Source organism: Sediminibacillus massiliensis, assembly GCF_900156915.1.
GTDB classification, from domain to species: domain Bacteria; phylum Bacillota; class Bacilli; order Bacillales; family Amphibacillaceae; genus Sediminibacillus_A; species Sediminibacillus_A massiliensis.
On the sequence record NZ_LT732535.1, the window covers coordinates 2,564,590 to 2,587,551 of the forward strand.

Genomic DNA, 22,962 nt, shown 5'->3' on the forward strand with positions numbered 1-22,962 from the left:
AAATCGTCCTCCTTAAGGATAAACAGGTAAATGGTTCAAACCTGTCTGCACGTCCCAGCCATTCAATATATTCATATTTTGAATAGCCTGACCGGATGCTCCTTTGACCAAATTGTCGATTACCGATACCAACGTCAATTTCCCAGTTCGCTGGTCGGCATGGAAGCCTATATCGCAATAATTACTGCCATAGACCTCTTTAGTGGCCGGAAAAGTGCCTTCCGGTCTGATCCTGACAAAAGGATGGTCCTTGTAAAACTCTTTATATAAGTCAATTATCTCTTGTGTAGTCGTTTCTTGTATAAGGTTTGCATACATAGTGCTCATGATCCCCCTTGTCATTGGAACAAGATGGGTAGAGAACGTTACTGGAGCATTCAAACCGCTTTCCGTCTGTATAATTTGTTCGATTTCCGGAATATGTTTATGCCGGCCAAGCTTATATGCTTTCAAATTATCATTCATTTCCGCGAAATGCGTGTTAAGAGAAGTACTCCGCCCAGCACCCGATACACCTGATTTTGCGTCAATAACAATTGATTTTGCATCTATGATCCCTTGTTTGACAGCAGGGAGCAATCCGAGCAGTGTCGCGGTCGGATAACATCCAGGGTTCGCGACCAGGGAGGAATCCTTTACTTCATTTGCATATAATTCACTTAATCCATAGGTTGCTAGATTCAACTGTTCCTGATCAGCCGCAGGAAGCTGGTACCATTCCTCATATACTTCCGGAGACTTCAAACGGAAGTCACCGGATAAGTCGATACATTTAATTCCGTGGGAAAGGAACTCCGGAGCCAACTTCTTGCTTACTCCCGGAGGTGTTGCAAAAAAGGCTAATTCTATTTTGGAAGATAACTCCTTCACATTCAATGATTCCATCGTTTGATTAATTACATCGGTAACATGCGGATACACTGAATCTATTGTTTCACCACTTTGCGAGTGGGAGATGATCGTTTCGAGTTCTACATATGGATGGTTGTGTATAAATCTGATTAATTCGATCGCTCCATAACCGGTCCCACCAATGACAGCTACTTTCACAGCTATTTCACTCCTAAAATTCAGTTAGTTGGTAAATAATTATACTTTATAACTAATATTTATACAATCATTAATTCCTGTATATATTTTAACAAATATAGGCCAGAAAGGCACTATAGTCTGTTTGAATTTGACAAGTATATGTATGACAAAAAATGGCAGTCTCCCGATTATCAGGTTAAGACTGCCAAAACAGCTTGCCGGAAATGATTCTCCATCGATTGTAGTCACATATTATTCTGCATTTCTTATATATGCCATGTAATAAAACCATGCAACAAAAATGGCGCCTCCCACAGCATTTCCTGCAAAAACGGCAACAAAATTCTCCAGATACTCCAACCATGTAAAGTGTCCTGCGAATATGGCTGCCGGGATGACGAACATATTAGCGACCACGTGCTGGAAACCGATTGCAACAAAGGCCATGATCGGGAACCATATACCCAGGATTTTCCCCATCACATTCTGTGCAGCGAATGCCAGCCAAACCGCAAGACAAACAAGCCAGTTAGCCCCTATCCCAGATACAAAAGCCTGAAAAAAAGTATCATCCAGTTTCGCCTGGGCCACTCCTACCGTCTTGTCCAGAAAGAGGCCTGTTTCAGTCAATCCGACGACATGGCCAAAAAAATAGGCAACAAAAATGGAACCGACAAAGTTGCTGATGCAGACGATCACCCAATTTTTTGCCAGCAGACCCGCCTTCACTTTACCCGCAAAAACGGCAGCAGCATCTGCCATCATGTTCCCTGTTAACAATTCTCCACCTGCGACCAGAACAAATATCAATCCCACAGGGAAAACGGCGGCGCCTATAAATGTACTGAAGGACCCCCATATTTCTTCCGGCATGTTCCCTGTAACACGGATATCCAGCAGGAAACCGAAGGCCACGTACGCTCCTGCCAGAAAGCCCAACAGCAGCACATTCACTAGTGGTAAATGGACCTTTTGAGCACCCTTTTCCACGGCTACTTCCGCAATTTTATCCGGTGGATGGAAAGCCAATTCTTTCTCCTCCTTCAAGCTCAGTTATGGATAAGTTAAAATGTGAGCACACAAAGAGATTGATTAACCAAGTTAGGGTCAACTAATATTCCGTACCCCAAACCCTCCGAAAATAAACAGTAGGGGATGTTAACCCCTTTTTTCGTTGAAACAAAAATCGGGATCCGTATGTACTGATCCCGATTTTCACAAGCTTATTTACTTTCCACCACATTGTTTTCCAAGACACCTATTTTTTCGATTTCCATTCGGACTGTATCCCCCTCTTTCAAAAATGCAGGAGGGTCCATTGCAAAACCCACTCCATCCGGTGTGCCGGTTAAAATGATATCGCCTGGTTTCAATGTGATCAGGTGTGAAATGAAATCAATCAGGGTGGGGATATCAAATATCAATTTGCTCGTGTTTGATGACTGCCGCTCCTCGCCATTTACATAGGAACGGATTGCCAACTGGGATGGATCAGGAATTTCATCAGCCGTTACCAGCCAGGGCCCGACCGGTGTACTATTGTCCAGTGACTTTCCTTGCAGCCATTGTGGAGTCCGTTTCTGCAAATCCCTGGCGGATGTATCATTGCCGATGCTGTAGCCGGCAATGTACTGAAGTGCTTGTTCTTTCTTGACCCTTGATGCCTCCTGGCCAATTACTACTGCCAATTCGACTTCATAGTCTAATTTTTCTGTTGCCGATGGTTTGTGAATGTTATCATCTGGTCCGATTAAAGCGTTGTTAAATTTGGCAAACAGAACCGGGAATTCCGGTATGTCACTCTTCATTTCCGCTACATGGTCGGCGTAATTCGTACCGATACAAATGATTTTGGATGGATTCGGTACAGGCGGTCCAATGTATGTATCTTCTTTCTCGATAATAAACGATTGCTCTTGAGAATCTTTACAAAAATCCAGTGCTTCTCCGGCTCTTTCCACCGCAATTTTCCCCATTGAATAGAATTTATCGGGATCGGATGGAAGGAATTGCTCTATTGCCGACGCCCCATCTTTTTGGTGATTGGAGAGTAAGAGTTGCCGGTAAGCGTCCTGAACGTCTATGATTCTCCTATCGTCAATCACAGAACCAATTCTGTAATCACCTGGTTTCCCGCGTAATTTGTAACTGATTAACTTCATACACAACTCCCCTTTTCTGATTTCTTTCTATTCTACCACCGTTTCGGCTTACTGAAAGAAAAAAAACAGAATAGTCTGTCAGACTACCTGTTTTTTCTTAGTGACTGTTGATAATGATCTTCATAAATTCTTCATAAGTTTTTGTTTTCAACAACCGCTGGACAACTCCTGGATCATCAATCACCTTACCAAGGATGTCATACATACTTTGTAAATCTTCTGTGCTATCCTTTGCAACACTTAGCAGACAGACAAACTGTACCCGTTTGTCAGCCCACTCAATCGGTTTCCTCAGAATACAGAAAGATAAGAATGTCTCAGTTGACTGTGGTGTAATGGGATGCGGAACAGCTACGAGGTTACCGAATGCTGTCGGAGCTACTGCTTCACGTTCACGCAGAGCATCTATAAAAGTATTCCCGACCAGTCCCTTCTCCCTTAAAACTTCTTCAAAAAATGCGAGCACTTCTTCTTTTGTATCAAGAGCCTGATCGAAAAAAATCAGATCCTTCCTGAACAACTCATAGACACTTTTATTATTGTCATTCACGTGCCCTTCAATTTTTTTCAAATCGTTTTCACCCAGTATAGTATTGACCTCTATCACTGGTACAGGAAGTTCGTCCGGAATAGGGATAGAACTTACCACAAAATCAATTTCGTCAAAATCCGCTTCATGTAGTTTATAATACTCTGTTGTGCCTGCAACCTCGACTTTCTGACCGAATTTCGACTTTATTTTATACAAAAGCAGCTGTGCGCTTCCCATGCCTGAAGCACAAACCACCAGACAACGCTTAGGCCCTGTTTTCAATTTTCGTCTCTCTATAGCAGCACCTATATGAAGAGCAAGGTAGCCTATTTCATTTTCATCGATTTTCACGCCGGTATGCTCTTCCAATGCCAGCCCGACAATAATTCCTGCTTCGAAAGCAAGTGGATAATTGGCCTTGATATCGTCAAGCATCGGATTTCTAATATTCATCCCATATTTATAGCGATTGATCGCAGGCTTCAAGTGAAGGCCCAGACTGATGATCAATTCCTGGTCTTGCTTTATACCGAGGTGCAGCTTTTCTTCCATTTTGCCAACGGCAGACATGGTAAGTTTATAGACATCCTCTTCCATCATTTGCTCCATTGCTTTTTCTTTGTCGTTAGTCTGGTTGAGCATTTTGGTTCCGAGCAAATGAATGGCTATATAAGCAATTTCCGCTTCCGGAAAAATAACATTCAATTCGGTTTCGGCCTTGTCGACAATCTTCTTGGCCACATCATATTCCTTTTGTCCGATAATATCTTGCAATTCTTTTTTAAACAAGGAGATATGGTAACCGCTTTTTATCCTTTTATAAGCGATGGCGATATGGATAAATAGATTATTGATGGCAATATCAGACAAAGTGATATCATTTTCCTTGATTTGATTCATGATAATTTGCCAAATTGCCGTCAAGTCTTCCTTGGCTATGGAAGAAAGCTGTGCATTCAACATTCCATAGCCAACTTCCTCGCTCCGATCAAAAAGATATTCCGACATACAAAAACGGAGTTTCAATTCACTACCGGAAACTTTCAGCCCATAATTCGGTCTCTTTTCAAGGGAGATTCCGTATTTACCCAGTATTTTCTTGGCACTTCTCAAATCGTTCTGGATAGTTGACTTGCTGATATGCATTTCATCTGCCAGATCATCAAGCTTTAAATAACCTTCCGCCAGCAACAACCGCTTGATTAAGTAAGCTGTCCTTTCCTCGGGAAGGTTGGGAATCGACTGGTCATCCTCTGTTTCGTCTTCCAATACTTCCTGCAGAAACTTGCGAAACTTCTGCTCATCTGGTGTTTCTAGTAAATAACCCTTTCCCCGGATTGGTTGAATACTGGCACCGTTACCCGCCAATAATTCATCCAGGTGCTTGACATCCTCTCTTGTCGTACGGGATGTGACTTGATTAAGATTTGCAAGGTATTCACTGGTGAGCGGTGTATTAGCAGCCATCAGTTCGCGGAGTATGGTAATAATACGAGAGTCCATCCTATCACCCCTCTCTATATCTATTTGAAATATTCAGCCAAAAGCAAGGATCCCGGCCTGCAGATGGCATTCTTAGCGATAATTCACAACCCGTGTTTTCGTTTTCATAAAAGAATATCCTTGTCGGCAAGATTCCCTTTCGCATCTTGCCGTGTGAGGAAATAGTACCAATCTAGTATATTACAAGAACAACCTTTGGGAAAATGGTTTTACTTCCATCACGCAAATAAGACGTGACGGTTTTGATGTTCCCGTCACGCCTTATTCTATTCACCAACGTTAAAAACCATTGTTCTCCGCTACTTGCTTAATCCACTCTGCACTCTTTTTCGGAGTACGTTCTTTTGTTTCGATATCTACTGAGAAGAAGCCATATCTGTTTTTATAGGCATTCATCCATGACCAGTTATCCATGAACGACCATAGGTGATACCCCTTGGCATTTGCACCTTCTTGGATTGCTTTATGAAGCCATTCTAAATGTCCTTGAATAAACTCAATCCGGTAATCATCCTGAATTTGGCCATTTTCAATGAAGCGATCCTCATCTTGGACACCCATACCGTTTTCAGAGATAAACGACTCTATGTTTCCATAGTTCTCTTTAAGGTTGATCATGATATCGTAAATGCCTTTTTCATATATCTCCCAGCCTCTATATTTGTTCATTTTTCTGCCAGGCATTTCATAATGGTCGAAGAACCACTCCGGCATGAACGGGCTGTAAGGATTCGGAAGATGTTCTTTGGCTTTCACCCGGCGTGGTTGGTAATAGTTTACACCAAGGATGTCTACCGTATTTTCTTTAATTAACTGTTTGTCCCCTTCTTCGGTAACTGGCAGCTGGCCATGCTCTGTCAGTATTTCGACCAGCTCTTGAGGATATTCACCTAGCACGGCAGGATCAAGAAAACTTCTGTTGAAGAACAAATCAGCGATTCTTGAAGCTCTTAAATCAGCCGGATTTTGGCTTCTTGGATAAGAAGGTGTCAGGTTAAGGATGATACCAATCTGCCCATTTGCAATGTCGAAAGTCCTGAATGCTTCTACAGCTTTCGCAGAGGCCACCATCGTATGGTATCCAACTTGAGCCGCACGCTTGGCATCCACCACGTTCGGATAATGGAAATCATATAAATATCCGCCTTCGACAGGAACGATCGGTTCATTGAATGTAAACCATTTACTAACACGATCGCCAAACAAACGGAACGCTTCTTTTGCATATTCGGTATAAGCGTCCACCACGCTTCTGCTTTCCCAGCCGCCTTCATTTTGCAATTCAAGCGGCATGTCAAAGTGATAAAGGTTCACAAATGGTTCAATGTCATTAGCTATCAATTCATCTATGACATTGTTATAAAAAGTAACTGCTTCCTGATTCACTTCTCCTCTTCCACCAGGAATCAATCTTGACCAGGAGATCGAAAGACGGAACGTGTTATGTCCGATTTGCTTCATCAACTGGACATCTTCTTTGTACTTGTGGTAAAAATCAGAAGTAGTTTCCGGACCTACACCATCGAAGAAACGGTTTGGTTCCTTTTCATACCACTCATCCCAGATGTTTTTTCCTCTTCCACCTTCATCTGCCGCCCCTTCAATTTGCGTAGCAGAAGTAGCACTTCCCCACCAAAAACCTTCAGGGAATTTGTATTTCAAAGACATAGACGATTCCTCCAATATTTGTTTCGATTACTTGTTACGATAAATTTCGATGATTTCTACTGCGAGATCCCGTACGGTCATGGAAGTCATCAGGTGGTCCTGTGAATGGACAAGAATCACATTCACAGAAGTCCCCTCCCCACTTGCTTCTTCTTGCAGCAATTTTGTCTGATAATTATGAGCCTTGCCGAGTTCGGTTCCGGCTTCTTCTATTAATCGGTCAGCTTCTTCAAAATTACCTTCTTTTGCTTCTTGGATGGCTTCCATTGCACTGGACTTACCATTGCCGGCAAAAAGGATGATTTGAAAAGCAATTTCTGTAATATTATCCATGAATTTCACTCCTGAACACTAAGTTAGTTACATATTTGTGGCTTCGTTTCTGTCTTCTCCGGCAGATTTTTCGTTTTCATAGTATTGTTTGTCCATGATTTTCAAGAACGGCCACCAGATAATGAAGACAACCAAGATGTTGAACGCCTGCAATACTGCCCCCTGCCATGCATTACCTGTTGCAAGGAATCCACTGACTAAGGCCGGAGTCGTCCACGGAACGATAATCCCCGCAGGTTTCGGTACTATGCCTGTTGCCATAGAGAAATAGGTGATAAGGGCAACGACTACTGGTGCTACCAACCAAGGAATTAGCACTAATGGATTCATGATAATAGGCAGACCGAAAATAACCGGTTCGTTAACATTGAATATGCCCGCAGGAGCACCCAATTTACCCAATTCTTTCAATTGACGGCTACGGCCAATCAAGAAAATACCGATAATAACTGCAAGCGTCATACCAGATCCCCCGATACCTACGATAAATGTATCAAGAAATTGTTTTGTTACGATGTTCGGAAGTTCTTCACCGGCTTGAAACGCTGCCAGGTTTTGGTCGTTAAGTGCATACCAGATTGGATCGAATACGGAGTTGATGATAATTTGCCCATGAAGGCCAAAGAACCAGAACAACTGAATTAGTAATACCGCAATGATTGTTGCAGGCAACCCGCTTCCAAGAGCGGTCAACGGTTCCTGAATCAATGTGTAAATAAAGTTTTGCACCGTGTTGAATGGTGTATAGCTGAAGATAATACGAATAACTAAGAATACACTAAGAGTCAATGTAATCGGAATTAATGCACTGAATGATCTTGAAACCGCATCCGGAACACCGGCCGGCATCTTGATTGTCAAGTTCTTTTGAACAAAGAAGCGATACAACTCTGCTGCTATGAAGGCTGTGAAAATTCCAAGGAACATACCTTCTGCGCCAAGTACTGAAGTTGGAATTACTCCGCTGACTTGTTCAGTAGTTTCATTCGATGTGACAAAATCAATGGTTTGCGGAGTCAGAATCAAAAAGGATGCAAGGGCTACTGTTCCGCCATAAATGGCTTCAGCACCGTAATGCTCGGTGAGCTTATAGCCGATTCCGACGATGACAAACAGTCCCATTATACTCAAGGTCGCTGCAGAAGCAGGACCAAGAGCAGCCTGGTAAGAAGCAAATGCATCTTCTCCGATTAACTTATCTAAAAACGGCAAGTTTGCAATAACAACGAAGATAGAACCGAAAATGATGAATGGTAGTGCGACCATAAAGCCATTACGCAAAGCTGTTAAATAGCGGTTGTTGTTCAACTTGTCCGCAATTGGCATTAATATATTTTCAAGAATTTCCATAAATCTGTTCATGGCTTAACTCTCCCCCTCGAAGGTTTCTCTATTTTTCACCCATAAGCTCTAAAGCTTTGTTAAGTACTGCTTCTCCGTCGACTCTTCCGTAAGAGACAGGATCGATAACATCCAATGGAATGCCGACTTCTTCTGCAGTTTTAGAGAACTTCTTCTTCATGAATCTCATTTGAGGTCCAATTAATAGTACATCGGCTCTCTCCATCTCTTTTGGTGCCTTATCTTGTGCGACCGCCCAAATTTCAGCGTCGATTCCTTTTTTCTCAGCTGCTTCTTTCATTTTGGACACCAATAGGCTTGTAGACATACCTGCTGAACATGCTAGTAATATATGTTTCATTAAAAATTCCTCCTTAGAATGTTAAAAAGTTATTGTTTGTTCTTGCTTAACTACATTGTAGTTTACAACCGCTTTCATCTACACACATTGTTTTTCCGTTGCCCAACGGAAATGATTGCGGTTTCAATAAAGAGGAAGAGGAACTAATGAAGAGGAACTATGAACTGTGACATAACTAACTTCATTTAACGGGACTTCCTTCCATCCTTTTCTGATTGAGTGGTAGTCCAACGCTGCGGAAAAATACTCGCTTTCCGTGGGGAACGCTTCAGCCAGGGTACTACTTGGGTGGGCTCCTTTGCTCCCTTGCGTCGAGGAAGCTTACTACGAAGCGATACTAGAAGACGCAGACGCATCACTGCGGGGTCTTCAGACTGTTCCTTTCCCACTGGAGTCTCGCATTTTTCCTCCGCTTTGAATAGAACCTCTGATCAAATGGGAAGTGGTCCTAAATTTGTTTAACATGGGTATTCCTTAACCAAAATTCAGCAAATCCCTAACAGCGAAGGCAGAACACGCAGACTCCTGTGGGAACAGCAAAGGTCTTCGATGGGGCGAGTAATCGCAGTCCCAAAGGTCTTCGATGGGGCGAGTAATCGCAGTCCCAAAGGTCTTCGATGGGGCGAGTAATCGCAGTCCCAAAGGTCTTCGATGGGGCGAGTAATCGCAGTCCCAAAGGTCTTCGATGGGGCGAGTAATCGCAGTCCCACGAGTCTAAAGACCCCGCAAGAAGCTCTTTTTGCTGATGAGGAGGCTGAGGCCGTCCCCATGGAAAGCGAAGTGTTCTGCCGCAGCGAGTATATAAGCTTAACTAAAATCAGAACAAGAATAAGCTTCAAAAAATAGAATTTTCACTATGTCGCAGTTCCCCTCTACTGTTTATTTTTTAATAGCCAATACCTTGGAAAAAAGCAAAAAAAAGAAGCATTTTTACATGCTTCTTTCTGTTGCTTGTTTCAGTTTTTTGTGAATCCATATGGCTGCCTGCATGCCATCTCCCATGGCGATTGTTACTTGTTCGGAATGAGCTACTACGTCTCCGGCAGCGAAGACGTTTTCTATATTGGTCATCTTTGTCCGTTGATCTACTAGTATGTGCTTGTTCTTGTAAAGTTCAACGCCCAGATCCGCAGCAAGTTCTGATCGGACCTCATTTCCGCCAAGGGCCGCAAAACCATGTTCTGCTTTAATATTCAAACCGTTTGACAGCAAGACACCTTTCAACCTGTCTCCATCCACTTCCAATGAGTGAATGGGTGATTGGTGGATAGTCACTTGTTTATCGGAAAGCTCCTTCAATAATTGGTCGTCTATCTCTTCAATCTCATGGTTAATCAATATTACTTCATCAGTCCAGTAAGTCAGTGCAATGGCCATATTTGCTCCGGCATCTCCCGAACCAATTACAATGACTGGTTTATTCAATACTTCATAGCCGTCACAATCCGGACAAATGTACATGCTGATTCCCAAACAAGGAAGAAGTTTGTCTAGATTGGGCAAACGATCTACAACGCCTGTTGCAAACAAAACCGATTTGGCTTTGAATTGATCTTGGGCTGTTATGATTCTAAAACCGCCTGGTTCTTTGTTCACTTTTTGAACGTGTACATCCTTGAATTCAATACCCAGTTCTTCTGCTTGGATTCTGCCTGTTTCACGCAAAGTCTCCCCACTGATTCCGTCTGGCCAGCCGAGAATATTGTGATAGCACCGGCATAAATTGGAGCGACCCTGATTGGAGTCAGCAACCAGGACATTTCGTTGATATCTACCAAGCTGGATAGCTGCCTGAAGCCCTGCTATTCCACCTCCGATTACAATACAATCATGCATATAGGCATCACTTCCCGTGTTAATTGTCTTATTAGTATAAGCTGGCAAACCATACTTCATCATGGTATTTATCTCCAATTGCTTCACCGGGTCCGTAATTTCAACGAATTGACCTTGCATTTATCTGTTATAATCGCAGGATTGCATTGATACCGAGTAAGCAATTCCCAAAAGGAGGGACGGGAGGAGTGGAAAAAATTATTGCNTAAAGACCCCGCAAGAAGCTCTTTTTGCTGATGAGGAGGCTGAGGCCGTCCCCATGGAAAGCGAAGTGTTCTGCCGCAGCGAGTATATAAGCTTAACTAAAATCAGAACAAGAATAAGCTTCAAAAAATAGAATTTTCACTATGTCGCAGTTCCCCTCTACTGTTTATTTTTTAATAGCCAATACCTTGGAAAAAAGCAAAAAAAAGAAGCATTTTTACATGCTTCTTTCTGTTGCTTGTTTCAGTTTTTTGTGAATCCATATGGCTGCCTGCATGCCATCTCCCATGGCGATTGTTACTTGTTCGGAATGAGCTACTACGTCTCCGGCAGCGAAGACGTTTTCTATATTGGTCATCTTTGTCCGTTGATCTACTAGTATGTGCTTGTTCTTGTAAAGTTCAACGCCCAGATCCGCAGCAAGTTCTGATCGGACCTCATTTCCGCCAAGGGCCGCAAAACCATGTTCTGCTTTAATATTCAAACCGTTTGACAGCAAGACACCTTTCAACCTGTCTCCATCCACTTCCAATGAGTGAATGGGTGATTGGTGGATAGTCACTTGTTTATCGGAAAGCTCCTTCAATAATTGGTCGTCTATCTCTTCAATCTCATGGTTAATCAATATTACTTCATCAGTCCAGTAAGTCAGTGCAATGGCCATATTTGCTCCGGCATCTCCCGAACCAATTACAATGACTGGTTTATTCAATACTTCATAGCCGTCACAATCCGGACAAATGTACATGCTGATTCCCAAACAAGGAAGAAGTTTGTCTAGATTGGGCAAACGATCTACAACGCCTGTTGCAAACAAAACCGATTTGGCTTTGAATTGATCTTGGGCTGTTATGATTCTAAAACCGCCTGGTTCTTTGTTCACTTTTTGAACGTGTACATCCTTGAATTCAATACCCAGTTCTTCTGCTTGGATTCTGCCTGTTTCACGCAAAGTCTCCCCACTGATTCCGTCTGGCCAGCCGAGAATATTGTGATAGCACCGGCATAAATTGGAGCGACCCTGATTGGAGTCAGCAACCAGGACATTTCGTTGATATCTACCAAGCTGGATAGCTGCCTGAAGCCCTGCTATTCCACCTCCGATTACAATACAATCATGCATATAGGCATCACTTCCCGTGTTAATTGTCTTATTAGTATAAGCTGGCAAACCATACTTCATCATGGTATTTATCTCCAATTGCTTCACCGGGTCCGTAATTTCAACGAATTGACCTTGCATTTATCTGTTATAATCGCAGGATTGCATTGATACCGAGTAAGCAATTCCCAAAAGGAGGGACGGGAGGAGTGGAAAAAATTATTGCCTTCACACTTAATAGAACTACAAATCAACGGGACAATGTTACGATCACCTTACAAAATAATCCACATCAGCACCGGAATGGTCATTATACTGAAAAGAGTACTTAGCAGAGTCGCGCTTGATACAAACCCGGGTCTTGTATTGAACTGCAACGCATAAATAGTTGTATTGGCTGCTGTAGGAGTAGCAGCGGTAATAATCATGATTTGTTTGACCATCTCATCCATAGGAAGGAAACTGGTAATTAAATATGCAATAGCTGGAGCAAGGGCCAGTTTTATTACTAAGGCAATGGACAAATCTGTATATTCCAGTTTTTTCAACGTAATATTGGCAAGCTGCATACCCAAGACAATCATCACTGTCGGTATCGTTGCATCAGCCACCATATCCACCGCTGTACTTATCCTGTCACCAATCGGGATGGAAATCAGGTTGAAAACGATGCCAAGCAAAGCACCATAAACTATCGGTACCTTGATAACTGCCTTAATTGGCGATACCTTTTTACCTCCCGCATCACCACCCTTGGCTGCATAGTATATCCCGACCGTACACATGATCAATTGTTGTAAAACCATCAATATAACCGCATAATGAAACCCTTCTTCGCCAAATATCAATAAGACTAACGGGGCCCCGTAATTGCCGTTGTTCATGAAGGCAGAAGAAAGGATCATACTGCTCGTCTTATCCGACTCCCATTTCCTCATCATTCCAAGCAAATAACAGAAGATAATCGAAATCAGGCACAGTCCTGCCAAATATATGCTCAAGTAAACATAATCAAGCGTAATTTCATTTTCATAAAAAGTACGGAAGGCGAGGAAGGGGGACATTAAGTAAATAGCGACCGTGGATATCGGTTTAATATCGAATTTCCAGACCTTTTGGCCAACAAAGCCAAGGGCAAACACACCGAAAATCGGAATCAGTACCCCTAAAAATTCCATCATATCACCCCCCAAGCATCAGTTCGATTTTACCAACAGATCAAACCAATCAAAAAGGGCCTGTACCAAGGCCCTTTCGATTAGCACGTTTATCCGTTCAGTTTTTCTCCATTCGTTTCAATTGTTTCCTTATACCAGTCAAAGCTTTTCTTCTTTATTCGGCGCAAATCTTTCTCGCTTTCTTCATCACGGTTTACATAGACGAAGCCATATCGTTTCTGATAGCCATTCAACCAGCTGAGCAAGTCGGTGAAAGACCAGACACAATAACCCATCAAATCTACGCCATCCGTAATTGCTTTCTGGCACTCCTGCAAATGGCCTTTCAAATAATCGATCCGATAATCGTCCTTGACCACATCATTTTCTTCTAGTTTATCATATTCTCCAAGCCCGTTTTCACTAATCAAAATCGGGAGCCCGTAACGATCAGTGATGCGTCTTAACCCGACTCGGAGCCCCACAGGGTCTATTTCCCAATCCCAATTAGTGGCTTCCAGGTTGGGGTTCTTTTTCGTTTTAAAGAGTCCAGGAATACCGCTCTCCTGTGTTGTCCCTTTTTTACCGGATGTATTCATTTCCCCTTCCCCTGTTCCGCCAACTAGCGGATTTCGCTCATATGTGGTCGTCTTGTAGTAATTGACGCCCATAAAATCAGGTTTGCCTTTAGCCAACAACTCCATGTCGCCCTCTTCGAGATCCGGCGCCAACCCGTTATCTTCCAAGTAATCCCAAATCGCTTGTGGATACTTGCCCCATGCATACACATCCATCCACCAATGGCTTTGCATCTCTTCTGCATTTTGAGCTGCCAATACATCTTCTGGATGGGAAGAATAAGAATAGGCTGGGCCATACGCAAAGCTCGGTCCTATTTTTCCTTCAGGCACATAATCGTGAAAATCAGCGATCACTTTCGCATTGGCCAGGCTCGCATGGTGGTTCGCCTGATACATTCGCTTCATATCGGTTACCCCTGGCGGATGGGCCGCCTTCTGATAGCCAAGACTGATGAATATATTCTGTTCATTAAGGCTTACCCAATACTTCACACGGTCTCCCAAGCGTTTGAACAACGTCGTGCTATAGCGATAGAAGTCATCAATTACCTGCCTGGATTCCCAGCCGCCGTATTGTTCTTGCAATGCTTGTGGTAAATCCCAATGGTACAACGTGACAATCGGTTCAATATTGTTTTTTACCAGTTCGTCAACAAGATTGTCGTAAAACTCTAGTCCCTTTTCATTGATTTCACCGTTTCCATCCTTGATCACGCGTGGCCAGGATACGGAAAAACGGTAAGCTTTCAATCCCATATCAGCCATCAACTGTACATCTTCTTTCCAGCGATGGTAATGGTCTACAGCGATATCTCCGTTTGTACCTTTAAATGTTTTTCCGGGGATACGGACAAATTCGTCCCAGATGGATGGCGACTTTCCGTCTACATCCCATGCCCCTTCAATTTGATATGCTGCCGACGCAGCTCCCCATAGGAAATTATCCGGAAAAGGCTTTAATTTGTTATGTATCATATACTTCCTCCTCTAAATTGAGTCAAAAGCCGGTCTGATGTTTATCTGACGGTTGGTTTACTGCCAGCCTTTTTAATAATCTGATTGACAACTTCCGAGAAAACAAGTCCAATTGCAATTGCGCCTGAAATTAGGAATGCTTTTGCGGCAAGCTGTACTGCCAGGTTGTAATCATTCACCACGAAATTTCGCATGGCATCATAAGCAAGTCCTCCCGGTACCAGCGGGATGATTCCGGATACATTAAAGATAATGACCGGTGTCTTATAGAATCTTGCGCAAACCTGGCTGAGACCGCCGACGAGAGTAGCTCCGGCTAGCGTGGCGGGAACAGCATCCGTTCCTTCTGCCGCCAAACCAAAATAGAGGACCCAGCCAAGCATACCGACAATACCACATTGAATCAGTGAGTTTTTGGGGGCATTGAAGAGAATACCGAACCCGGCTGCCGCAATAAAACTAGTAATCAACTGCTCTACCATAGATGTATACCCTTTCCTTACAAAAATGAAAAACCGACGGCTATACCGGCGCCTATGGCGAAAGCAGTCAGAAAAGCTTCCGCTCCCTTAGATAATCCTGCCACCAGATGGCCAGCCATCAAGTCTCTGACCGCATTCGTAATCAACAGTCCCGGAACAAGCGGCATGACAGCTCCAATGATAATCTTATCGATTTCCGCTCCGACCCCTGCATTAATAAACAGGAAAGAAAGCAATCCTATGATCAAGGAAGCCAAAAACTCGGCAAAAAAACGGATTTCCACTAAGTTGTGAAAACGCACCATCGCATAAAAACCAATTCCTCCTGCTGTCATTGCCGGAATAAAATCCGGCCAGCTTCCTTGAAACATGATAGTGAAACATCCGCTGACAAGCGCTGCAGCTATTACTTGAATGAATAACGGATAAGTTTGGCTCTCTACATCTAATTTCTTCAGTTTTTCATTAGCAATGGAAAGAGACAAATCACCGCTGCTAATTTTTCTGGAGATGTTATTAACAGCAGCAATCTTATGGAGGTCTGTTGAACGCTCGGATATTCGCAGAAAATTGGTAGGTTCAGTCCCCTCAGTCGAGAAAATAATCCCGGTAGGGGTAACGTAACTCTGTGAACCAGTTACCCCGAAAGAGTGGGCCATTCGCTGCATGGTATCCTCTACCCTGTGTGTTTCAGCACCGCTTTGGAGCATAATTTTGCCTGCCAGGAGACATGTTTCTACGATTTCCGTTACATTCAAATCTGTTTTCATGTTGATCGCTCCGATTGCTTTTCTACACGTACATTATAATGGCAAAAGGGAAGGAAGAACAATTACAAAGGCTCCAATCTGCCTATCTTCTGATTTTTTGAAGAAGCCGTAGTATCTCGATGTACAGCCATACCAATGTAACCATCAAACCGAACGCCCCGACCCATTCCGTATGCTTGGGAGCTCCTCTTCGGACTCCACGTTCAATGAAGTCGAAGTCAAGAACAAGGTTCAATGCGGCGATTGCAACGATAAACAAACTTATCCCGATACCAATCGGTCCGCTGGAGTGCAAATAGGGCACTTCTGTTTGAAAAAATATCCTTAGAACGAAATTGATGACATACACCAGTAAGATCCCAAGTGTCGCAGACAGCACCATTACCCGGAACTTCTTTGTCACTCTGATTGTTCTCGATGTATATAAGAACAGCAGTGCTCCCATTACGGCAAGGGTGAGCATGGCTGCCTGGATCACAATCCCAGGGAATCTTGCTTCTGCAAATGAAGAGATTCCTCCGATCATGAATCCTTCCAATGCAGCATATATGGGTGCAGTGACAGGGGCTGCTTTCGGAACGAATATGGTGATCAGAGCAAAGATGAGACTGCCGACGATACCAATCAACATCATCATCCCGATATCGTTACCCTGGATATATTGAGACCACGTATAAATGGAGGTTCCCAACAGAAACAGGAACAACACTGCTGTTTTTCCGATGGTCCCGCCCATTGTCATGCGTTCACCACTACCTCTAGCATCCTGAAATGCTCCCGTCTTCCAAACTGGATTACTAGTCCTCATTCCCATCCTCCTTTTGTGTTTTATATCGAAAAAATCATAAACTGCGACATAACTTCAGTGTGACTTTCCCCCATACTGATTAAGTCGAGTGCCATACAACCGCTACGGCAGAACACTTCGCTTTCCGCGGGCACGGCCTCAGCCTCCTCATCAGCAAAGTACGCTTCTTTACGGGGTCTTCGGACGCGTGGGACTGCGATTACTCGCCCCATCGAAGACTTTTCGCTATTCCTGCAGGGGTCTGCGTGTTCTGCCTACGCTGGTCGAAGTTCTTTGAATTTTGGTGGGAAAAACCCATGTTAGACATATATTAGGACCTCTTCTCACTTGATCAGAAATCTGTCCAAAGCGGAGGAAAAATGCGACACTCCTTGAAAATAAAGTTCGATTTTCTGCGTGCGGTGTAAATGCATCGATGTTTTTTCAAAGTCCTGGGGGAAGAGCAGCTTCCGAAGACCCCGCAGTGAGTGCATTTTGCTCACGAGGACAAAGGTTTTCGGTGGGCCGAGTAATCGCAGGCCCAAGAACGCTTCGGCAGCGAAACATCGCACGCAGAAAATCGAATTGTATTTTCAAGGAGGCTGAGGTGCTGCCCCCGGAAAGGGAGTGTTTTTCCGTAGCGCTGGTCTACCACTCCATTCGAAAAGGATGGAAGGAATCCACACTGAGAGTTGTGTCGCAGTTTCTCTCAACTAAGAACAAAAAATTTCAACTCTGCTGCTGTGAAAGGTGTCCTGATTGGACATGTTTATTGTTCTGGCAGTGGGAAGAAATTGTTGATCAGGGTGTAATCCCCTGCCATTCGGCCAATGACTTCAAGCTTCTCGGGATTCACTTTATCCCCATACATATATACTTCCTCTTTGATGTGATAACAAACCAACTTTCCAAGCACAAGCCGGTTTGTTCCTACTTCCACTACTCGGTCCAGTTCACATTCCATCTGGATTGGAGCATCTTTCACCAATGGAGAATGCACGAACCTGCTTTTTGCCGAGGCAAGGCCTGCCTCTGTGAATTCGTCGATAGGAGCATCGAAATTTTTACTTGTTTCATACATTTGATTTGCCAAAGGTTTAGAAACGATATTAATCACAAAGTCTTTCGTTTCTTCTATGTTCTGCAAAGTATCTTTTTGCCTGTCTCCGCCACCGACTGAAAAGCAAAGAGTGATAGGGTCCATGGAAGCTACGGTAAAAAAACTAAAAGGGGCAAGGTTTCTTTCACCTTGCTTGCTGATGGTGGAAACCCATGCAATCGGTCTTGGAACTACAGCCCCTTTGACCAGCTTGCTCATATTTCTTTCGGCAAATTGTGACTTTTCTATTCTCATGCTATCTCTCCCCATTAGACTATGATTGTTTGAACAACTGTTTTTCCCGCCATTTTCCAAACCGATAATAAAGAAATGCTGCGATACTGCTGATGACAAAGCTGATGCCCATGCCGAATGCAATGCCTTTTTCTCCAAGCCATGCCGAACACAAATATGTCAGTGGATATCTAAGCACCCAAAATGAAATCACATTTAAAATCAAGACTTGGTACATGGCCCCAGATGCTCGGACGATTCCGTTTAGGATAAAGTTGATTCCGAGAAATGGATAAAAGAAGGCAACAATCCGCAGATAATCTCCGCCAAACTGCACAGCTTCCTCTTCCTGAATGAATAAGCGGATCGCAAAGTCGGCAAAAACGACTAGTAGGCATGCGAGTACAAGCATGATTCCCAGATTATAAAGGACGCCATATTTGGAAATATCTCTGACCCTATTCCATTTTGCCACGCCGATATTCTGGCCTGCCATACTGTTAACGGCGGTTCCAAGTGCCTGGGCTGGAAGCATGAGTACACTATCAAGCCGTTGGGCAGCACTGAAACCGGCTACCACATCTTCTCCGTGTGATGTAACAACACTCATAATGGCTGCCACTCCCGCTGCAATAACAGACATTTGCAGGCCAGATGGAACCCCTAGATGCAAAATGAGTTTCACTTCTTCCCGTCTAGGAAGAGATGGAAAGGTGAATGGAACCAATTGGTGTCGCAGTACATAGTATATCCCGTATATGAACGCACTCCCCTGCGAGCAGATTGTTGCATAAGCAGCCCCATTCACCCCGAGGCCAAACAAGGAAATAAAAACGGGATCGAGCACGATATTCAATAACACAGCTATCATGACGAACCTTAGTGGTGTTTTACTGTCACCGAGGGAACGGAGCACCGTGCCAATGAAGTTGTATCCCAATAAAAACAGGATGCCTAGTGAATTTATCCGCAGATATGCTGATGCTTCCTGAATCATAGACTCCGGTGTTCCGAGTAGTTCCACGACAAATTCAGCTGCTGCAAACCCAATGCTCCCCAATACGATTGCCATAAAGGTTAAAACGACAACAAATGCGTTTAAATATCTTTTCAGTCCGGTTTCATTGTCTTTCCCTTTTTGCTGGGAAAGGATGGTCAGGGTTGCATTATTTATTCCGATAATAAAAGACAATATAGTGAAAATGACTGTACTGGAAACAGCCACAGCCCCAAGTGCGTTCGCTCCAAGCAAGTTCCCGACCCACAAGCTGTCTGTAAACTGGTAGGAAACCTGCAATAGATTGGTAAACATAATAGGAGCCGAAAACACCAACATTTGCTTAACTATATTACCTTCCGTAAAATCATGTTGTTTTTTCAATTTGAAGGACTCCCTTAACGATCGTTCTGCTTTCTATCTTAGCACTCTGTTTCCCGATAAGCATGGGAGGCGGCTTTAAACGAAGGTTATTTATCAAACAAAAAAACAGGCCATGGCCTGTCCTTCGAATCCAGCTTTATTTTTTACTCACCAATATTGTTTCAACCATATCTGACACAACAGCGACCCCGTCGTTCATTGCTTCTTTTTCAAAGGTCATTTCCGGGTCATGCAATCCTGGATAAACGTTGGCGCCAATTGCCAAGTAAGTCGCTTTTACTTCTGTCAATTTTGTATAATTATGAAAATCTTCACTTCCCGGGGTAGAAATCGGGTCTACTAACGCATTTTCGCCCATCACCTTTTTGATGGAGTTGGCAGCAGTCTCGATCAGGAATTCATCATATTTTGGTGCAGGAAGGCCATCACTGATGTTATAGTTAATCTCAGCATGATGCATGAGAGCAGTTTGTTCTATCATTGTCTTGATTTTTTCCAGTGTTTCTTCCAATTCTTCATTACTTCCGCTCCGAATATCCATCCCAAAACTCCCATGGGCAGGTATGACGTTCAGCGAACCTTTCCCCGCAGAAATTTGCGTGAACTTAATGTTGGTAGCTGTCATTGGATCTGTCCGGATCGTATTGATATTGGAAATCAAAGAATGCAGAACATCGATTGCGTTGATTCCCAGATGCGGCCGCCCGCCATGGGCCGTCTTGCCTTCGATTTCACCAGTGATTTTGAGACCAGCACTGTGATACAATGCGGGAGCCATCTGTCCGACCTCACACTCATGGTTTGTTCGCAAATGATATCCAATTAAATAATCGACATCGTTAAGTACTCCTGCTTCTGTCATCGCCCTTGCACCTTTCCCAACCTCTTCGGCCGGCTGAAAAATAAATTTCACGCTGCCGTCCAACTCCGGAATACGGTCTTTTAAATATTTGGCTGCGCCAAGCGCAATACTTGAGTGAGCGTCATGACCGCAGGAATGCCGATATAGCAGATCGTCATGTCCATCATGGACTATGCAGTCCATATCTGCCCGGATAGCCACGCACGGACGTTTCTTTCTTCCTTCTTTAAAAGCGACAATGCCTGTCCCGGCTATTTTTTCTTGAACCGTATAGCCAAGTTCTTTTAGTTGGGATGCTATATAACTCGCTGTTTTCCTCTCTTGAAATGCCGGCTCAGGTATTTCATGCAAATGGCTTTGCATTTCATATACATACTCTTTCAGTTCTTTCTCGATGTTCGAACCCATACCAATCCTGCTTTCTTTCCTTAGAATTTGCAATGGCGAAAGGGGATCCAGCTGTGAAAAGGCTTGTTTGTTATCAAGTTGTCTTTTATTACAAATTCTGGTTTTACTATATTATACTACTTATTCCTTCTACATTCTCCTCCAATTGATTAAAACGGGCTAAAAACTGACAAATAGGCCACCAAAGATTCTTCTCTTATCCATTGAAACATATATAAAAACCATGTTAGAATTTCTGACTGAAATAGTGATAGGTTTTCTTCTCTCCCTTACTATTAGAGTATGCTTATTAGTAAAGGAGCGATGGTATGTCTTATTTAAGGGAAGCTGTAGAACAGCAAAAGCAGGCCATGATTCGAAAGTTGATTAGTGAAGGCATTGTCAGTCGCGATGATACTCAGATTTCCAGTAAGACAGTCGCTGAGCTTTTGGAAGAATACCAAGACGCACTTAAAGATTATGGTCAATCAATTTTAAAATATTGAGAAGGGAATAACTGTGATGATTAACAAAGAGGCTGTTGATTTGGCAAAAGAAATAGTCGAATTGGATATAGAAAGAGACGAGAAGTGGGAAAACCTTGCCGCACTTGCAGGGGATAAAGCTTATGAACTCCTGCGGATGATTCAAAACAGTTAAAACAGGAGAAACAGTTCCGGGTACGGACTGTCTCTCCTGTTTTTCTTTTACAAGCACTTACACAACATTACCTTTAAGCCGGAAGCAGACTACTTTTGGTTCTGTCATCGCCTCGATAGCTGATTTGATCCCTTCTCTTCCGATCCCCGAACCTTTTACACCTCCGAACGGCATGGCGTCCACCCGGTAATCACTGCTGTCATTGATCATTACGCCGCCCGCTTCAAGATGCTTTATCATATAATAAGCTTTTTCCAGACTTTCAGTAAAGACGCCGGCATGTAAGCCATAATCCACATTATTGGCGGCTTTTACAACTTCCGAAGCATTATTAAAAGGATAAACGAGTACCACCGGACCGAATATTTCTTCTTTGGCGATCCGGGCTGTGTCAGGCACATCAGTCAATATGGTCGGCATATAAAAATTCCCCTGACGAGAACCCCCGATCTTCAGCGTAGCACCTTCCAGCAAAGCTTCCTCAACCCATTCCTCCACCCGCTCTGCTTCCCGTTCCTGAATAAGCGGGCCAACATCTGTCTGTTCATCCATTTTGCGGCCGACTTTCAATTCCGCTGTCTTGCCCACAAAGTCTTTGAGAAAGGATTCATACGCCCCCCTCTCCACGTATATACGCTGCACCCCAATACAGTTCTGTCCTACTGCTGAAAATGCACCAGATACACAAGCTTCCACAGCATCACTTATATCCGCATCTTCAAATACAACCACCGGTGAGTTTGATCCCAATTCCATATTGACTTTCTTTAACCCTGCTTGACGGGATATTTTTTGCCCCGCTTCCAATCCTCCTGTAAAGGAAACCATTTTCACGGAAGGATGATTGATCAAAGCACCGCCGACTTCGCGCCCAGGGCCGGTTATGATTGATAAAAACCCTTTGGGGAGTCCCGCTTTTAATAAAGCTTCCGCCAATAACAGGGCGCTTAACGGTGTGACGGAAGCAGGTTTTACCACGATTGCGTTACCAGCGGCTATCGCCGGTCCCACTTTGTGTGCGACCAGATTCAACGGGTCATTGAACGGAGTGATCGCTCCGATTACACCTATCGGAAATCGATAGTAATACCCGACCCTGTTTTCACTTCCAGGCCTCTGATCGAAGTTGATGGTTTCCCCGTTAATCCTTCTCGCTTCCTCTGCACTAAGGCGAATCGTTTCAATTGCCCGAGTTACCTCTGACTTGGCTTCTGTGATTGTTTTGCTTCCCTCCGAAGCAATCGTTAGGGCAAAGGTTTCTTTATGGTCCTCCATAAAAGCAGCAGCTTTCTGGAGCACATCCATCCGTTCCTTTGTCGACCAATTCTCTGTATTTAAAAAAGCTTCTTCCGCTCTATCTATGGCCTCCAGCATATCTTCGGTGCTGCCTGATGGAACTCTGGCGAGAAGCCGTCCATCCCCGGGATCAAAAACATCAATTGTCTGATCTCTTTCGACCCATTCTCCTGCAAGCAACATCGGTTCCATTCTCACTTTCGTCTGCATTGCATTT

The 22,962-nt window shown here is 43.6% G+C and carries 21 protein-coding genes; 2 read left to right on the forward strand and 19 right to left on the reverse strand.

The annotated features are described in order from the left end of the window. Positions 1–12: 12 nt before the first annotated feature. The 18 genes from argC to CZ434_RS13500 all read right to left on the reverse strand — a co-directional run bounded on the left by argC (position 13) and on the right by CZ434_RS13500 (position 20,810). Positions 13–1,050, reverse strand: a complete 1,038-nt coding sequence (gene argC, locus CZ434_RS13415) for an N-acetyl-gamma-glutamyl-phosphate reductase (RefSeq protein WP_077623612.1) — start codon at positions 1,048–1,050, stop codon at positions 13–15. A 234-nt stretch (positions 1,051–1,284) separates the two neighbouring features. Continuing rightward, entirely contained in the window at positions 1,285–2,061 is a 777-nt protein-coding gene (locus CZ434_RS13420; RefSeq protein ID WP_077623613.1) for a formate/nitrite transporter family protein, read from the reverse strand. Between the two features lie 194 nt (positions 2,062–2,255). Beyond that, the gene (locus CZ434_RS13425) at positions 2,256–3,194 is read right to left on the reverse strand and encodes a fumarylacetoacetate hydrolase family protein (RefSeq protein WP_077623614.1); all 939 of its coding nucleotides are present in this window, start codon (positions 3,192–3,194) and stop codon (positions 2,256–2,258) included. 97 nt (positions 3,195–3,291) lie between these two features. After that, positions 3,292–5,229: a BglG family transcription antiterminator gene (locus CZ434_RS13430; RefSeq protein WP_077623615.1), complete on the reverse strand. Its 1,938-nt coding sequence runs from the start codon at positions 5,227–5,229 to the stop codon at positions 3,292–3,294. Between the two features lie 279 nt (positions 5,230–5,508). Further along, entirely contained in the window at positions 5,509–6,897 is a 1,389-nt protein-coding gene (locus CZ434_RS13435) for a glycoside hydrolase family 1 protein (protein ID WP_179107271.1), read from the reverse strand. Between the two features lie 27 nt (positions 6,898–6,924). Next, positions 6,925–7,230 (reverse strand): PTS sugar transporter subunit IIA, encoded by a 306-nt coding sequence (locus CZ434_RS13440; RefSeq protein ID WP_077623617.1) that lies wholly within the window; start codon positions 7,228–7,230, stop codon positions 6,925–6,927. A gap of 27 nt (positions 7,231–7,257) precedes the next feature. Further along, positions 7,258–8,592 (reverse strand): PTS cellobiose transporter subunit IIC, encoded by a 1,335-nt coding sequence (gene celB / locus CZ434_RS13445; protein WP_077623618.1) that lies wholly within the window; start codon positions 8,590–8,592, stop codon positions 7,258–7,260. Between the two features lie 28 nt (positions 8,593–8,620). Further along, complete coding sequence (locus CZ434_RS13450) at positions 8,621–8,932, reverse strand: PTS sugar transporter subunit IIB (protein WP_077623619.1); 312 nt, start codon at positions 8,930–8,932, stop codon at positions 8,621–8,623. A 930-nt stretch (positions 8,933–9,862) separates the two neighbouring features. Beyond that, complete coding sequence (locus tag CZ434_RS13455) at positions 9,863–10,828, reverse strand: NAD(P)/FAD-dependent oxidoreductase (RefSeq protein WP_245831073.1); 966 nt, start codon at positions 10,826–10,828, stop codon at positions 9,863–9,865. Positions 10,829–11,189: 361 nt separating this feature from the next. After that, the gene (locus CZ434_RS13460; RefSeq protein ID WP_245831073.1) at positions 11,190–12,155 is read right to left on the reverse strand and encodes an NAD(P)/FAD-dependent oxidoreductase; all 966 of its coding nucleotides are present in this window, start codon (positions 12,153–12,155) and stop codon (positions 11,190–11,192) included. Between the two features lie 194 nt (positions 12,156–12,349). Then, positions 12,350–13,252 (reverse strand): AEC family transporter, encoded by a 903-nt coding sequence (locus tag CZ434_RS13465; RefSeq protein WP_077623620.1) that lies wholly within the window; start codon positions 13,250–13,252, stop codon positions 12,350–12,352. 89 nt (positions 13,253–13,341) lie between these two features. After that, on the reverse strand, positions 13,342–14,787 hold the full coding sequence (locus CZ434_RS13470) for a glycoside hydrolase family 1 protein (protein WP_077623621.1): 1,446 nt from the start codon (positions 14,785–14,787) through the stop codon (positions 13,342–13,344). 41 nt (positions 14,788–14,828) lie between these two features. Further along, entirely contained in the window at positions 14,829–15,269 is a 441-nt protein-coding gene (locus CZ434_RS13475; protein WP_077623622.1) for a threonine/serine exporter family protein, read from the reverse strand. A gap of 17 nt (positions 15,270–15,286) precedes the next feature. Next, positions 15,287–16,039: a threonine/serine exporter family protein gene (locus CZ434_RS13480; protein ID WP_077623623.1), complete on the reverse strand. Its 753-nt coding sequence runs from the start codon at positions 16,037–16,039 to the stop codon at positions 15,287–15,289. Positions 16,040–16,121: 82 nt separating this feature from the next. Then, positions 16,122–16,847 carry a Bax inhibitor-1/YccA family protein gene (locus CZ434_RS13485; protein ID WP_077623624.1) on the reverse strand — a complete coding sequence of 242 codons (726 nt, stop codon included), beginning with the start codon at positions 16,845–16,847 and terminating at the stop codon, positions 16,122–16,124. A 748-nt stretch (positions 16,848–17,595) separates the two neighbouring features. Then, positions 17,596–18,180: a flavin reductase family protein gene (locus tag CZ434_RS13490; protein ID WP_077623625.1), complete on the reverse strand. Its 585-nt coding sequence runs from the start codon at positions 18,178–18,180 to the stop codon at positions 17,596–17,598. Between the two features lie 19 nt (positions 18,181–18,199). Then, positions 18,200–19,540: an MATE family efflux transporter gene (locus CZ434_RS13495; RefSeq protein WP_077623626.1), complete on the reverse strand. Its 1,341-nt coding sequence runs from the start codon at positions 19,538–19,540 to the stop codon at positions 18,200–18,202. Between the two features lie 136 nt (positions 19,541–19,676). Further along, a complete protein-coding gene (locus CZ434_RS13500; RefSeq protein ID WP_077623627.1) occupies positions 19,677–20,810 on the reverse strand; it encodes an amidohydrolase in 1,134 nt (377 codons plus the stop codon). 308 nt (positions 20,811–21,118) lie between these two features. Here CZ434_RS13500 and fbpA point away from each other — a divergent pair, with 308 nt between their 5' ends. Next, a complete protein-coding gene (fbpA, locus tag CZ434_RS13505) occupies positions 21,119–21,295 on the forward strand; it encodes a Fur-regulated basic protein FbpA (protein WP_077623628.1) in 177 nt (58 codons plus the stop codon). A 13-nt stretch (positions 21,296–21,308) separates the two neighbouring features. Further along, positions 21,309–21,449 (forward strand): hypothetical protein, encoded by a 141-nt coding sequence (locus CZ434_RS22210; protein ID WP_179107135.1) that lies wholly within the window; start codon positions 21,309–21,311, stop codon positions 21,447–21,449. 57 nt (positions 21,450–21,506) lie between these two features. On the opposite strand, the gene CZ434_RS13510 is transcribed toward CZ434_RS22210, so the two are convergent. Beyond that, the gene (locus CZ434_RS13510; RefSeq protein WP_077623629.1) at positions 21,507–22,955 is read right to left on the reverse strand and encodes an aldehyde dehydrogenase family protein; all 1,449 of its coding nucleotides are present in this window, start codon (positions 22,953–22,955) and stop codon (positions 21,507–21,509) included. Positions 22,956–22,962: the final 7 nt, after the last annotated feature.